The organism is Streptomyces sp. ME02-8801-2C (assembly GCF_033793965.1).
Classification (GTDB): domain Bacteria; phylum Actinomycetota; class Actinomycetes; order Streptomycetales; family Streptomycetaceae; genus Streptomyces.
This window is the reverse complement of sequence record NZ_JARAXP010000008.1, coordinates 223564-237026: the sequence shown is the minus strand read 5'-3', so window position 1 is coordinate 237026 and position 13463 is coordinate 223564. Positions and strand designations below refer to the sequence as shown.

13 protein-coding genes and 1 pseudogene are annotated in these 13463 nt (G+C 68.0%); 7 read left to right on the top strand and 7 right to left on the bottom strand.

Going from position 1 to position 13463, the window contains the following annotated elements:
* Nucleotides 1–188: 188 nt before the first annotated feature.
* Both PV396_RS26915 and PV396_RS26910 read left to right on the top strand, forming a co-directional pair.
* Nucleotides 189–1073: a helix-turn-helix transcriptional regulator gene (locus PV396_RS26915; protein ID WP_319208772.1), complete on the top strand. Its 885-nt coding sequence runs from the start codon at nucleotides 189–191 to the stop codon at nucleotides 1071–1073.
* A gap of 6 nt (nucleotides 1074–1079) precedes the next feature.
* Nucleotides 1080–1307: a DUF397 domain-containing protein gene (locus PV396_RS26910; RefSeq protein ID WP_319208771.1), complete on the top strand. Its 228-nt coding sequence runs from the start codon at nucleotides 1080–1082 to the stop codon at nucleotides 1305–1307.
* Between the two features lie 600 nt (nucleotides 1308–1907).
* On the opposite strand, the pseudogene PV396_RS26905 reads toward PV396_RS26910, so the two are convergent.
* Both PV396_RS26905 and PV396_RS26900 read right to left on the bottom strand, forming a co-directional pair.
* A pseudogene (locus PV396_RS26905) lies at nucleotides 1908–2401 on the bottom strand (alpha/beta fold hydrolase).
* Between the two features lie 194 nt (nucleotides 2402–2595).
* Nucleotides 2596–3273 (bottom strand): FadR/GntR family transcriptional regulator, encoded by a 678-nt coding sequence (locus PV396_RS26900; protein WP_416071479.1) that lies wholly within the window; start codon nucleotides 3271–3273, stop codon nucleotides 2596–2598.
* Between the two features lie 119 nt (nucleotides 3274–3392).
* On the opposite strand from PV396_RS26900, the gene PV396_RS26895 reads away from it, so the two are divergent.
* Nucleotides 3393–4658, top strand: coding sequence for an MFS transporter (locus tag PV396_RS26895; RefSeq protein WP_319208769.1), 1266 nt, complete (start codon nucleotides 3393–3395; stop codon nucleotides 4656–4658).
* A 170-nt stretch (nucleotides 4659–4828) separates the two neighbouring features.
* Here the strand turns inward: PV396_RS26895 and PV396_RS26890 are convergent, their stop codons facing one another.
* The 4 genes from PV396_RS26890 to PV396_RS26875 form a co-directional block, all read right to left on the bottom strand.
* Complete coding sequence (locus tag PV396_RS26890; protein WP_319208768.1) at nucleotides 4829–5224, bottom strand: VOC family protein; 396 nt, start codon at nucleotides 5222–5224, stop codon at nucleotides 4829–4831.
* Nucleotides 5225–5302: 78 nt separating this feature from the next.
* A complete protein-coding gene (locus tag PV396_RS26885) occupies nucleotides 5303–5893 on the bottom strand; it encodes an AAA family ATPase (protein WP_319208766.1) in 591 nt (196 codons plus the stop codon).
* A 111-nt stretch (nucleotides 5894–6004) separates the two neighbouring features.
* Nucleotides 6005–7537, bottom strand: a complete 1533-nt coding sequence (locus PV396_RS26880; RefSeq protein ID WP_319209322.1) for a cellulase family glycosylhydrolase — start codon at nucleotides 7535–7537, stop codon at nucleotides 6005–6007.
* A 328-nt stretch (nucleotides 7538–7865) separates the two neighbouring features.
* Nucleotides 7866–8846, bottom strand: coding sequence for a WD40 repeat domain-containing protein (locus PV396_RS26875; protein WP_319208765.1), 981 nt, complete (start codon nucleotides 8844–8846; stop codon nucleotides 7866–7868).
* Nucleotides 8847–9100: 254 nt separating this feature from the next.
* Here PV396_RS26875 and PV396_RS26870 point away from each other — a divergent pair, with 254 nt between their 5' ends.
* The 3 genes from PV396_RS26870 to PV396_RS26860 all read left to right on the top strand — a co-directional run bounded on the left by PV396_RS26870 (nucleotide 9101) and on the right by PV396_RS26860 (nucleotide 11081).
* Entirely contained in the window at nucleotides 9101–9784 is a 684-nt protein-coding gene (locus PV396_RS26870) for a GDSL-type esterase/lipase family protein (RefSeq protein WP_319208763.1), read from the top strand.
* Nucleotides 9785–9872: 88 nt separating this feature from the next.
* Nucleotides 9873–10448, top strand: coding sequence for a Uma2 family endonuclease (locus PV396_RS26865; RefSeq protein WP_319208762.1), 576 nt, complete (start codon nucleotides 9873–9875; stop codon nucleotides 10446–10448).
* A 153-nt stretch (nucleotides 10449–10601) separates the two neighbouring features.
* Entirely contained in the window at nucleotides 10602–11081 is a 480-nt protein-coding gene (locus PV396_RS26860; protein ID WP_319208761.1) for a carboxymuconolactone decarboxylase family protein, read from the top strand.
* A gap of 97 nt (nucleotides 11082–11178) precedes the next feature.
* Here PV396_RS26860 and PV396_RS26855 read toward each other — a convergent pair whose 3' ends face one another.
* Complete coding sequence (locus tag PV396_RS26855; RefSeq protein ID WP_416071478.1) at nucleotides 11179–12147, bottom strand: ester cyclase; 969 nt, start codon at nucleotides 12145–12147, stop codon at nucleotides 11179–11181.
* A gap of 183 nt (nucleotides 12148–12330) precedes the next feature.
* Here PV396_RS26855 and PV396_RS26850 point away from each other — a divergent pair, with 183 nt between their 5' ends.
* Nucleotides 12331–13323 (top strand): aldo/keto reductase, encoded by a 993-nt coding sequence (locus tag PV396_RS26850; RefSeq protein ID WP_319208760.1) that lies wholly within the window; start codon nucleotides 12331–12333, stop codon nucleotides 13321–13323.
* Nucleotides 13324–13463: the final 140 nt, after the last annotated feature.

Here is a 13463-nt window from a genome sequence, read left to right as displayed (position 1 = left end):
GGAGGGCACGTCAGGACGGAGGTGAGCACTCGACGACGGAGCACTTGATTTGCAACCCTGCACCCCTGCCGCAAGTGGTTGCAACCCTGCAAATCACTTCCAACTCGTTCGAGTGGTTGCCGAGTTGCCCGCCGGACAGGCCTCCGGCACGCTGCTATCGCTGGTCGAACCAAGGAAGGAGGCGCCACGTGGCAACGCGCCGGATATTGCAGCCGACTGCACGCCAAGTGCGGCTCGGGTCCATCCTCCGAGGACTGCGCGAGGAGGGTGCCCACGGCAGCCAGGGCTCAGTGGCAGGCGAACTCGACTGGTCCGAGTCCAAGTTGTCTCGTATCGAGTCCGGCCGACTGGGCATCGGCGTCGAGGACCTGGACGTACTTCTCGGCCGATACGGCGTCAAGGATCAGGGCCTGCGCACATACGTGGCCGACCTGCGCAGGCGAGGCAATGTTCGCGGCTGGGAGACCGACATCCGCTCGGTCGTGAGCGCCATGTACGCCGACTACATCGGTTACGAGTCAGACGCGTCGGACGCGTACAACGCCCAGACCACTCTCATTCCAGGACTGTTGCAGACGCACGACTATGCGGCGGCAGTGATCAGCCAACTGGTTCCTGAAATGGATGAGGAAGAGAAGTACGAACGGCTCGCCATTCGGGACAAGCGACAACAGGTATTCGATCGACCGAATCCCCTGGTCTTCTGGGGTGTCATCTCGGAGTCCGTATTCCGGCACCCAGTAGGCGGACCTGCCGTGATGGCCGCCCAGTTCGAACACCTGCTGACCCTGGCCAAGGAATACCCAGGAACGATCAACATTCACGTACTGCCCGAGTCATCAGCATCCCATGCAGCCCTGTTCGGCCCGTTCGTAGTCCTCTCGTTCCCAGAACAATGGGAGCCCGACATTGTTTACCTTGAGGGGCTGACCGGCACCCGCTTCCTGGAGGAACCCGGAGAAGTTCGGGCGTACAGTAGAGTTTTCAATCGGCTCATGATGTCAGAATCCCTCAGAGGGGCCGATTCGTTGAAGCTCATAGAAAGTCACCTTAAAAACTACCGCAAAGGATGAGTTTGCATGTCGCATCACATAATCCCGGACGCCTCCACATTGGGCATCGCGTGGCAGAAGTCGTCTGCCTCCGGGCACGACGGTGACTGCGTCGAATTCGCCGCCTACGAGGATGCCATCGCCATCCGCCACAGCAAGGCCCCCAACGGCCCCGCTCTCCTTTTCTCCCGCTCCGAGATGGAGGCCATGCTCGCGGGCGCCAAGGCCGGAGAATTCGACCACTTCATTCAGTGAAAGCCAGGCCATCTTGAAGTTGCTGATCAGGGTGGTGGCGTGAGGCTCGCGCTGGTGGTCTGCGGCAGTCTGAGGTGTAGATCGTCTGGCAGGGTCGATTTTGCGAGTTCCCCCCTCCGTCCAGATCTGCGCCGCTCGTAGAGCTCGTAACACGGTCCGCGGCCCAGTCCCAATAGTCCTGCCGTGGTGGAGCGTGGGAGCGCGGCCCTCGATCGCGGGCGACGGCTTGTGTGGGGGAGAGTGGCTGGATGAGCGTGACGTGGGCAGCGACTTCGCCGGAATCTGGGCTATTCCATCCGGTGGAGAGACGCTCAGAGGTGAAGGACCTGTCAGACCGCTTCAACGTTCTGCGTTCCTGCGGCCAGGGGTACGTCGAGGTTCGGTCGTCGAACAAGGAGTTCCCGGTGCTGATCCTGGCCTTCCGAGGTGATCACGCGGTCGTCCATCTGATGAGTGACACCGAGCGGATGTCTTTGCTCGTAGGAGACGGCACCCTGCCCTCGGGTGCCGAGGTCGAATTCCCGATCATGGACGACCTCGCCGTGTTCACGGGCGACTTCGTCCTGGACACCGATCGGGCGTGGGGCCTGGTGCGCGACTTCACCCAGACGTGGGCGGCCTGCCCTCTGGGTGAGTGGCGTGAGGTTCCAGGTGCAGTTCGTGGCCGGTGCCGGGGAGGCTCATGGCCATGGTGGCGGGCCGTTGCCGGAGCATTTCGTCGGCTTCCTGGGCCGGAATGAAGCTGGATTGGGCCAGGACGACCATGGTGGGGCATGCGACCTGCGTCCATTCGTGCCGGAAGGAACGCTGGGCGTTCTCCGCCAGCGAGCGCATGGGCCGCTGCAGCGCCAGTTGATCGGCAACGGCGACGACGTAGGCGGCGCGGGAGACGTCCCGCGGATGGCGCTCGCTGGAGCTGTGTCCGCGCTGATCGACCGCGACGACCCGGTATCCGGGGCTCAGTCTCCGCGCCAGCACGTCCCATTCACCCGCGTGACCGGCAGGCCGTGCAGCAACACGAGGGGCTGCCCCGGCCCGCCCCAGTCCCGGCAGACAAGCAAGACACCATCTCGCACCACCACGCGCCAGACCATGGCATGTCGCCCCCCAGGGGAAGCGGTGGCCTTCATCATGCCGCAACTGTCTCAGGACGTTCGACGAGCTGACCGCATTCGAAGCGGGCACCTGCCCGGACGAGGACGACTTACTCTCGTACGAATGACGGGGGCGCCCGGTGCTGGTCACCGGGCGCCCCCGTCCTCGTAGTTGCCCGCGAGAACGGTGACCGTCACTCGTACTTCTCGGCGGGTGCGCAGTCCATGTAGGAGCCGGACTCGTACGCCGCCCGGTCGCTGTCGCGTTCGCGGATCGCCTCGACGAGGCGGGCGTGGTCCTGGAACTGCTCGGGGCGCAGCGTGTCGCCGAAGTGGTCGAGGAGCGAGTCCCGGATCACCTCGCCGAGGTCCGCGTGCAACTCGGCCAGCACGGTGTTGTGGGACGCGGTGACGACGGCCAGGTGGAAGGCCACGTCGGCGTTCGCGAAACCGACCCGGTCCCCGGCCGACCAGGCCTCCTGCCGTTGCTGCAGCAGGAGTTCGAGCCGCTCCAGGTCCTCCGGGGTACGACGGTCGCAGGCCAGCCGAGCCGCACGGATCTCCAGGGCGCTGCGGACGTCGGTGACATCCTCCCGCCGCGCCTTTTCGAAGCGGGTCCGCATCATGCCGGCGAGTTCACTGGTCGCGCGTACGTACGACCCGGAACCGTGGCGGATTTCCAGCAGGCCGGTGTGCGCCAGGGCCCGGACGGCCTCACGGACCGTGTTGCGGGCGACGCCGAGCTGCTCGACCAGCTCCGTCTCGGTCGGGATGCGGGAGCCGACGGCCCAGGCGCCGGAGGTGATCTGCCGCCGCAGCCGGGTGATCACCTGATCGGAAAGCGCCTGCCGGCGAACGGGATCCATTGTCATCCCATCAGTCTATGACGACTCTCACCCAATGAACCCCTCTGAGACTCATAGACTCATCCCATGACTCTACCGTCGAACCACTAGACATAGAGTCGTAGGATGAGTCTACGATAGGGCCTATGTCGAAGAGTGAGCTCAACAGGCACGCCTCGCACCCCGGCCGACCCGGTCGTCCCGCCGTCCACGCTCCCCTCAGCACCTCCCGAAAAGTGAGCGGCCTCGCGGTGGCGGCGCTCGTACTCGCGGCACTGAACCTGCGGCCGGGGGTCACCAGCCTCGGGCCGGTCCTCGAAGAGGTCCGCGACAGCCTCTCCATGAGCGGCACGCTGAGCGGGGTCCTCACCTCCATCCCCGCCGCGTGCTTCGCCCTGGTCGGCTCGGCGGCCCCGCTGCTGGCCCGGCGCTACGGCGCGGCCGGCGCCATCGCCGCCGCGGCAGCGGTACTCACGGCAGGCCTCGCGCTGCGGCCGTTGGCAGCCGACGCCGCCCTGTTCGTCGCGCTGACCGCCCTCTCGCTCGCGGGCATCGCCATCGCCAACGTGCTGCTCCCGGCCGTCGTCAAGGAACGCTTCCCCGACCGGGTGGGCGCGATGACCGGCCTGTACTCCATGGCGCTGAACGCCGGCGCCTCGTCCGCCGCCGCCGTGACCGTCCCGCTGACCGAGGCGTTCGGCGGCGACTGGCGGTACGGACTGGGGGCGTGGTCGGTCCTGGCCGCCATGGCCGTGCCACCCTGGCTGGCCCTCGCCCGCCGCCGGCCCCCACCGGACGCGGGCAGGGCGGACGCGAACGCCCCGCAGCAGGCCCCGGCCCCGGTCCGGCTCTCCCGAGACCCCACCGCGTGGGCGCTCACCGCCTACTTCGGGCTGCAGGCCAGCTCCGCGTACATCATCATCGGCTGGCTGCCCCAGATCTTCCGCGACGCCGGACTCTCCGCGCAGTCCGCGGGCCTGCTCTTCTCGGGCACCTCACTGCTCGGCGTACCCCTGTCCTTCGCCCTGTCCGCCGTGGCCGGGAAACTGAGCCACCAGAGCGGGATCGCCGCGGCCATCGGCGTGTGCGGCCTGGCCGGATACGCGGGGCTGTGGGCCGATCCGGCCACCGCGCCCTGGCTCTGGGCGTTCCTTCTGGGCGTGGCCAACTGTTCCTTCCCACTGGCCCTGACGATGATCGGCATGCGCGGCCGGGACGGCACCGCCGTCGTCCGTCTCTCCGGCTTCGTGCAGGGTTTCGGCTATCTGCTGTCGATCCCCGGGCCCGTCGCCGTGGGCGTCCTCTACGACAGCTCGGGCGGCTGGCGGCTGCCGCTGTCCTTCATCCTGCTGCTGACCCTGGTCCAGATCGGGGCGGGCCTGCTGGCCGGCCGAAATCGCCAGATCGGCTGATCGGCTGATCGGCTGATCGGCTGATCGGCTGAGAAGCAGGCACCCGTTCCGCACCAGAGCCAAGAAGCATTGCCGGTCTACCGAACGCCGCCTCCGCACACGCCACGACCGAGGGCCGCACCCCGACCCGCTGGGATACGGCCCCTCGACACTTCTGCGCTTCTGCACATCTACCGCTGTGCGGTCCAGCCGCCGTACGGCACGGTGATGAGCTCCATGGCGTGGCCCGCGGGGTCCATGAAGTACACGCCGCGGCCACCGTCGTTGTGGTTGATCGTGTTCGGCTGTTCGCGGCGCGGGTCGGCGTAGTGCTCGATTCCGCGCTGCCTGATCTGCGCGTACGCCGCCTCGAACTCCTCCTCGGAGACCAGGAAGGCGTAGTGCTGGGGGGTGATCTGCTCCGTGGGGATCGTGGCGAAGTCCAGGGTGACGCCGTTGCTCAGCTCGACCGCGATGAACGGTCCCCACTCGGTGGTGATCTCGAGGCCCAGCAGGTTCACGAAGAACTCCGCGGACTCCCGGTTGTCCCGGGCGTGAATGATCGTGTGGTTCAACTCGACTGACAAGGAATGCCTCCGAAGGCATGTCCCGACACCTCCATGCCTCACCCGGCCGGTGACCGACACGCGATGCCGCCGTAGATCCTACCCGCCGTGCACCGCAAGGGGCTTGAGGAGGTACGCGCCCGTCGCGACGCCCCGCAGGATGCTGTCGGCGGTTGCCTCGGCGGTCAGGCTGGTGGAGTCCAGGACGTGGGTCTCGTAGGGGCCCAGGCCGCTGAACTGGTCGTGCAGTGAGCGGATCGGCTCGGGGTCGGTCAAAGCGTCGTCGGGCCGGCTCTGCGCCCGTTCCAGGGTGGTGTGCCGGTCCGGCCGGAGGATGACGTAGTTCAGCGGCAGGGCCCGCTCCCCGGCGGTTTCGCGGAACAGGTCGATGAACCAGGGCCCGACGATGCCGTCGCAGATCACCTGGTAGCCACCGTCGGCGTAGCCGAACGCCGCCGAGACCAGGACCTTCAGCACCACCTGGTTCTGTTGATGTGCTTCGGGCAGGTAGGGCGCGAGCCGGCCCTGCTTGATATAGCCCCAGAAGTCGTCGCTGTGCAGGTGGACGCTGGGAGTCAGGCGGTCCGCCAGCAGCCGCGCCACGGTGCTCTTGCCGGCTCCGGGAGGCCCGGTCAGGACGATCACCTGACCGGGGTGAGGGGGCGTCCGGGAGAGGGGCGGCTGGTTCATGCCGCCACAGTGCCACGTTCGATCAGCACACCGCTTTCGAATTCGGCGCCGGCAAGGGGAAGGAGCACCGGGTGGGCGCCAGTGATCACCCACTCGCGCCCGCACACACCGTCACGTCGCCGTACAGCTCACCGTCGGCACACCTCCACCCCCCGGTGCTCCCCCGAACCCGAAGCTCGCCGAACCGCCCACCGGCACGCTGCCGTTGTGAGCCGCGTTCACAGCGGTGACCGTCCCGCCGCTCTGTGTGTACGAGGCGTTCCACATGCTCGTGACCGCCTGTGAACCGCTCCAAGTCCACGTCACCTTCCAGGACTTGAGCGCCACCGTGCCCGAATTGGTCACCTTCACCTCGGCGTTGAACCCACCGCCCCAGTCGCTGCTGACGGCGTAGGAGGCGGCGCAGGCCGCCGTACTGCCGCCACCGCCACCACCCCCTCCTCCCCCGCCACCGTTCCCCGGGAAGCCCGGCGCCTTCACGCTCGCCAGGTACCCGTCCTTCACCGTGTCCACAGTCGCCCAGTCGTCCTTCAGAATCCCGCCGGTGTCACCGGAGTTGGGGTTCCAGGACCAGAAGGTCCAGTGGAAGGAGTCCGAGCCGTAGGTCGAGGTGGGCCGCAGATAGTCGACCAGCGCCGCCAGCCACCGCTGGTCCACGGTCGACTGGAGCGTCGTACCGAACTCCCCCACCCACACCGGCGCGATGTTCTGCTTGAAGATGTAGCCCCAGTACTTGTCCCAGATCCCCGGCATGTTCGCGGGGAAGGACGGGTCGCTGAACCAGCTCTGCTGGGCGACGCTCGTCGCGTAGTCATGGGCGGAATACACCACCCGGTTGGCCACATCCAGCTGCACCGGGTACTGCGCGACGCCCATCAGGTTGCCGCCCCACCAGCCGGAGACCCCGTTGAACGTCTGCACGCCCTCCACGAACACCAGGAGCTGCGGATTCACGGAGAGAACCGCGTTGCCCGCCCGCTGCGCCGCCAGCCGCCAGTCCCTCGTCGTGTCGCCGCAGCCCCAACAGGCCGGATCGTGCGGCTCGTTGTGCAGGTCGATGCCGACGACCGCGTCCTGACCGGAGTAACGCGTCGCCAGCGCCTTCAGGTTGGCGATCCACGTCGACTCGGGCACCGCCGAGGTGTACCAGAGCGCCGACTGTCCGCCCGCGTCCGGCCGATGCCGGTCCAGGATGACCTTGAGGCCGATCTGACCGGCGTACGCGACCAGCTTGTCCATGACCTGGAGGGAGCCCAGGCCCTGCAGGTCGGCGTTCTTGCCGCTGCTGAAGTCGATGCTGTTGGGGACGGTGGAGGACTTGAAGATGTCGTCGCTGAACGGCAGCCGGATGGTGTTGTAGCCGAGCGACTTCATCTGGTCGATCATGCTCTTGTAGTCGCGGGACCAGAGTCCGTGCACCACGTAGTTGCCGGTCTCGAAGCCGAACCAGTTGATGCCGGCGATCCGGACCGGCTGCCCGGCCGCGTCCAGGATCTGCCGCCCGCTGGTGTGCCAGTACCCGGCACCGGCGGCGGCCACGGCTCGGACGTCCGCCGAGCCGGCGTCCGCCGCGTGCACGGCCTGCGCACCGGCTCCCAGCGGCAGCAGGAGGGCGGCGGCGACGGTACACAGAGCTCGTCGCAGACCGCGAAGCCGGGGGAGACGGGAGCGGCCGGTCCGGCCAGGGAGGCCAGGGAGGTCAGGGAGGCCAGAGCGGCCAGAGCGGCCAGAGCGGCCAGAGCGGCCGGGAACGTCAGGGACACGGGGACGGAAGCGGGAATGTACGCGGGGGTGGAAGCGGGGCATGCCGCTCGCTCCTCTCGGGGAGGCGCGGCCCCGGAATCGATGGGAGCGCTCCCATGCGCCGCGCACCTCCCAGGAAACTGGCGCTACATGCTCACGTCAAGACTCGCGGCACCCGCTCACTTCACCCCGCGCGCCCAAGGGCAACCCCGAGCGAGCCACTCGGCCCTCACGACGGCCGACGACGAAGCCGCCTGACCCCGACAAAGGCCACGACGAGCACGGCGACAGCGATGGCCCCGGTCCTGACATTCCCCTCCGAACCCCCGGCTCCCCCGCCCCCCGAGGCCGAACTCCCGTTGCCACCACCCGAGTCGGAGTCACCCGACTTGCCGAACGGAGCGTCCTCGGCCGCGACACCGCTCTCGGCGCCCTCACTCCCGTACATGATCTTGGACCCGTCGACGCTGTACGTGACCGACTCCCCCTGCTGCTGCAAGGGCACGTCGAGCTGCCCCTGCCGCTTGATCCTGCCGTCGTTCCAGGAGTAGGCGACGCCTCCGAAGTACCCGCGTACGGCCAACTGCCGCCCGTCGGGCGAGAACGCGGCGTCGGTGGCCCACATGTCGACGGGGGCGACCGGCCGGAAGACGTTGGTGCCGGAGGAGGAGAGCTTGGCGGGGCCGGCGTACAGATGCCCGCCGTCCTCCTGCTTGTCGATGATGTAGACACGCCCCGTCTTCGGGTGCACCACGAGGGACTCCGCGTCGCGCGAACCGTCCGAGTACTTCACGACGTACTGCGTGGCACGGATCGTCTGGTCTTTCAGCACCTTGGGCTCGGGAAGCTGGTAGATCCAGACGTAGTCCCAGGTCACCCCGTCGTTGTCGCCGATGTCTCCGACATAGATCTGGTTGTTCGGGCCGATGGAGATGGCCTCGATGTCACGGGGCTTGCCGACGCCCTTCATGGTGACGGTGGCGACGGTCCGCCCGGTCGCGCTGTCGATCGCGTACAGGAAGGCCCCGTCGTCGCTGTCGTTGTGGGTCCAGTAGACGCCGGGGTGCTGGCGGGACGCGGCGAGACCGCTGGACTCGGTGATCCGCGGATCCTTGATGGTGAAACCCTCGTCACCATCGGCAGCGGAGGCGGGCGCGGCGAGCGCCCCGACGAGTAGGGCCCCGGCAAGGAGGGCGAGCGATCGGCGCATGCCCTCAAGCGTGCCATCCCGGCGTTCGATACAGGGCGCGCGACCCCTCGACGCCCGCCGAATCACCGCGCGACCGACCGCCGTCCGATCGTCAACCCGACCACCGACCGGCCGGGACCGACGCCCGGACCCCCCACTCCCCTACGCACAACTGCCCACAAGCCGCCATACACCCGCCACACCGTGGCCCGACTCACACACCCCACCCGCCCCACGGCCCTCCCAGCCCTCCCCCGATCCCTCATCATGAGCGGATGCTCAGGTTGATGCCGGTAGGCGACTCCATGACCATCGGCAGCGCCGGCGAACACACCTGGCGCTACCGGCTGTGGCAGCACCTGCGGGAGACGTACGGCGGCCCGTTCCGGATCGTCGGCCCGCGCGAGGCGCTGTATGACAAGGCGACGGACACCGCCGACTCCTACGAGTACGCCGACCCGGACTTCCCGCGCGCCCACCTGGCCGGCTGGGGCGAGGGCTGGCAGCACATGACCCCGCTGATCGCGGACGCGGTACGCGCCCACAAGCCGGACGTCCTCCTGGTCTCCCTGGGCCTGATCGACCTGGGCTTCTACACGGACGCCGACCAGACGGCCGCCAACGCCCGCCTCTTCGTGGCCGAGGCGCGACGCTCCAACCCGCGCATCGCCATCGCCCTGCTCCCGGTGATCCCGAACGTCCGCGCGGAGACGGACCTGCCCTTCGCCGCCCAGGTCACCCGCTTCAACGAACTCCTGGCGAAGACAGCGGCCGACCTCGACGAGCCCCGCTCCCCGCTGCTCCTGACGTCACCCCCACCCTCGTACGACATCCACCACGACACGTACGACGGCACGCACCCGAACGCGAGCGGCGAGCACAAGATCGCGGGGGCGTTCGCGGAGGCGATGTACCAGGCGTGGGGCGTGGGCGAGCCGTACCTGTCCGGAACCGACTGACCGAATCCGGCCGCGCCATGGTCACCGTGCGTATCGTTGTACCGCACGGCTGCGCTCGTCCGGGGCACAGCCGGGGAGGAGTGCCACGATGACCGTCCTTGAAGACAGGATCGAGATGGCCGACGTCAACGAACAGACCTTGGACGAGCTGTTCGACCAGATGACCGTCCCCGAGGGCTACAAAGCCGAGGTCGTCGAGGGGGCCATCTACATGTCGCCGCAGCGGGACGCGCACTGGGAGACCATCCGTTGGATCGTACGTGCGCTCGAGGACCGCTTCGGCATGCACGTAAAGGTGTTCTCAGACGTACGTATCGACTTCCCCGGACGTCTGAACGGCTACGCCCCGGACGTCGCCAAGCTCCGCGACAACTCCAAGAAGATCGACGGCCGCTGGCGCCACGAGGATGTCGAGTTCGTAGCCGAGGTCATCTCCAAGGACACGGCCAAAAACGACTACGGCCCGAAAAAAATCGCGTACGCGTTGGCCGAAGTTCCCGTGTACCTCATCGCGGACCCCTACGTCGGCAAGGTTCGTCTGTTCACCCAGCCCAAAGACGGCGACTACGTCAGCGACCTCTCCATCACCTATGGCGCAGACGTCGACCTGACCGCCACCCTGCTCGGCCTCACCCTCAAGACGGACGAGTTCCCCCGCGACTAGACATCGCGCGCGCCACCCTCGGGCACCGACGAGACCCACGTCACATTCGCCCAGTCATGTCACATCCCCCCGCTACCTCCCGTCGTACGTGTGCAACGCCCACAAGGCAGCACCGAAGCAGCCGAAACGGCACCAACGACGGAGGAGCCCACCATGGAAGCCCGTTTGAACCTCTTCGCCAGCCCCGCCGCCACCAAGGCCATGAAGCACCTGATCGCGGCGGGCAACGCGACTGCGGACTCGGCCCTGCCGCTCGCGACGCAGGAGCTGATGCGGCTTCGCGCCAGCCAGATCAACGGCTGCGGATTCTGCACCGACATGCACACCAAGGACGCCGCCGCCGCGGGCGAGACCGCGCAGCGGCTCCACCTGGTCGCGGCCTGGCGCGAGGCCAACGTCTTCACCGACGCCGAGCGCGCCGCGCTGGAACTGACCGAGCAGGGCACCCGTATCGCGGACGCGGCCGGCGGGGTCACGGACGAGGCCTGGGCGAACGCCGCCAAGTACTACGACGAGGAGCAGCTCACCGCCCTGGTCCTCACGATCACCCTGATCAACGCCTTCAACCGGGTGAACGTGATCGTCCAGCAGCCCGCCGGCGACTACGTGCCGGGCATGTTCGCCCACCACTGACGGCCCGGGGCGGGGCCGCACAGCGGAAGGCCCGCACAGCAGAAGGCCGCCCGGCATGGATGCCGGGCGGCCTCGTCCTTGCGACTCTGTGCTGTCGTCAGAACATCGTGTTGTCGTTGGCCGACGTGGCCGGCACGTCCTGAAGTACGTCCCAGTGCTCGACGATCTTCCCGTTGCGCACCCGGAACAGGTCCACGACGGCCTGTCCGCGCTCGCCGGGCGCGTTCACGTAGTGGCTGTGCACGGCGACCAGGTCCCCTTCCGCCACCACCCGCTTACGGGAGACGGCCAGCTCCGGGAACGCCGTGAAGTACCCCCCGAGCCCCGCCCGCGCCCCGGCCACACCGTCCGCGATGGTGGGGTTGTGCTGGTGGTACTCGGCACCCCAGTACTTGTCGAGCGCGGACAGGTCCTTGTCGACGATGAGCTGGTCGAACGCCTTGGTCACGAGCTTCTTGTTGTAGGCGGTGAGCCACCGCGACCCCGGCTGCCCGGTCTGCGGCCGGCTGACCGTGGAGAACATGTCGTTGCCGTTGGCGCTGGTGTCCGGCACGTTCTGCCCGGTGTCCCAGTGCTCGGCGATCTTCCCGCCCTGGAACCGGAAGATGTCGAACACGGCCGAGCCCTTGGTCCCCGGCGTCAGTACGACGTTGGAGTGCACGAGGACGAGGTCGCCCTCGGAGATGACCCGCTTGACGTCGTACTTCGCCTCGGGGAACTGCTGGTGCACACCCACGGCGAGGTTCTTCAGCGTCTCGGAGCCGTCGGCCGCGAAGGGGTTGTGCTGGATGTAGTCCGTGCGTACGAACCTGTCGACGATCGCGGTGTCCCCGCGCTCGAACACGCCCTTGAGGACGCGTACGGCGACGCCCTTCTGGTACTCGAGCCGGGCACCGTCACCGACATACCCGCCGTACCCGGCGTGCCCGTGGGCGTGGCCCCCGCCGAAGGACGGCGAGGCGACGGCGGGCGCGGTCGCGGCGCCCAGCAGGGCGGAGACGGCGAGCGCGGCGACGAGGACGCGGCGGCGGGCGGAGTTGCGCGGGGCGGGCATGTGGGGGGTCACGGTGCTCCCTCTCTCGAACTTTGTCTCTCGAACATTTGGGGAATCTTGAAACTTAAAGCGAGTGGCGCTGCGCATACGTAAGCACTAACCATGAGTTAGTGTCAAGGTCCGCCGCCTCCCGCACAGCCCGCTCCCCGACCCGCGCTTGCCTAGAGCGCACTCCACGACGTTGGCTGAACAGTCATGGAGTACACGCAGCTCGGACGCACAGGACTCAAGGTCAGCCGACTCGTCCTCGGGACCATGAACTTCGGCCCCCAGACCGACGAAGCCGACAGCCACGCGATCATGGACGCGGCCCTGGAGAAGGGGATCAACTTCTTCGACACGGCCAACGTGTACGGCTGGGGCGAGAACAAGGGCCGTACGGAATCGATCATCGGAAACTGGTTCGCCAAGGGCGAGGGCCGCCGCGACAAGGTGGTCCTCGCGACCAAGGTGTACGGGAACATGGCCGCCGACGGGGACGCGTGGCCCAACCACGACAAGCTCTCCGCGCTGAACATCCGCCGCGCGGTGGACGCGTCGCTGAAGCGCCTCCAGACCGACTACATCGACGTCTACCAGTTCCACCACATCGACCGCTCGACCTCCTTCGAGGAGATCTGGCAGGCGATCGACGTGCTCGTACAGCAGGGCAAGATCCTCTACGCGGGGTCCTCCAACTTCCCCGGCTACAAGATCGCCCAGGCCAACGAGATCGCCGCCCGGCGCGGTGGCACCATCGGGCTCGTCAGCGAGCAGTGCCTCTACAACCTCGCCGAGCGACGCGCCGAGATGGAGGTGATTCCGGCCGCGCAGGAGTACGGGCTCGGGGTGATCCCGTGGTCGCCGCTGCACGGCGGACTGCTCGGCGGCGTCATCAAGAAGGAGGCGCAGGGCGGCCGGCGCACGAGTGGCCGCGCGGCCGACACCCTCGCCGACCCGACCGCACGCGCCCAGATCCAGTCGTACGAGGACCTGCTCGAGAAGCACGGCGTGGAACCCGGCGAGGCGGCTCTCGCCTGGCTCCTCACCCGCCCCGGCGTGACCGGCCCGATCGTCGGCCCGCGCACCGCCGAACAGCTGGAATCGGCGGTACGGGCGTCCGAGCTGAAGCTGAGCGAAGAGCTGCTGACAGCGCTGGACGAAATCTTCCCGGGCCCGGGCCCGTCCCCGGAGGCCTTCGCCTGGTGAGAGGCGGGCGGCGACGTTCAGCTGCGGTAAACAGCCGCGGGCAGCCGTAGGCAGTCACAGGGGCTGGGCGGCGGTCGGGACGCAAGCCGAAATCGGCCTGTCGCCGTGGACCGTCGCCACGAGCCGACGCAGTGAGCCGG

Bases quoted from the DNA above. Each gene is read 5' to 3' on its own strand.
- PV396_RS26910 (WP_319208771.1), top strand. From the start codon at position 1,080: ATGTCGCATCACATAATCCCGGACGCCTCCACATTGGGCATCGCGTGG.
- PV396_RS26900 (WP_416071479.1), bottom strand. From the start codon at position 3,273: ATGACAATGGATCCCGTTCGCCGGCAGGCGCTTTCCGATCAGGTGATC.
- PV396_RS26895 (WP_319208769.1), top strand. From the start codon at position 3,393: ATGTCGAAGAGTGAGCTCAACAGGCACGCCTCGCACCCCGGCCGACCC.
- PV396_RS26885 (WP_319208766.1), bottom strand. From the start codon at position 5,893: ATGAACCAGCCGCCCCTCTCCCGGACGCCCCCTCACCCCGGTCAGGTG.
- PV396_RS26875 (WP_319208765.1), bottom strand. From the start codon at position 8,846: ATGCGCCGATCGCTCGCCCTCCTTGCCGGGGCCCTACTCGTCGGGGCG.
- PV396_RS26870 (WP_319208763.1), top strand. From the start codon at position 9,101: ATGCTCAGGTTGATGCCGGTAGGCGACTCCATGACCATCGGCAGCGCC.
- PV396_RS26865 (WP_319208762.1), top strand. From the start codon at position 9,873: ATGACCGTCCTTGAAGACAGGATCGAGATGGCCGACGTCAACGAACAG.
- PV396_RS26860 (WP_319208761.1), top strand. From the start codon at position 10,602: ATGGAAGCCCGTTTGAACCTCTTCGCCAGCCCCGCCGCCACCAAGGCC.
- PV396_RS26850 (WP_319208760.1), top strand. From the start codon at position 12,331: ATGGAGTACACGCAGCTCGGACGCACAGGACTCAAGGTCAGCCGACTC.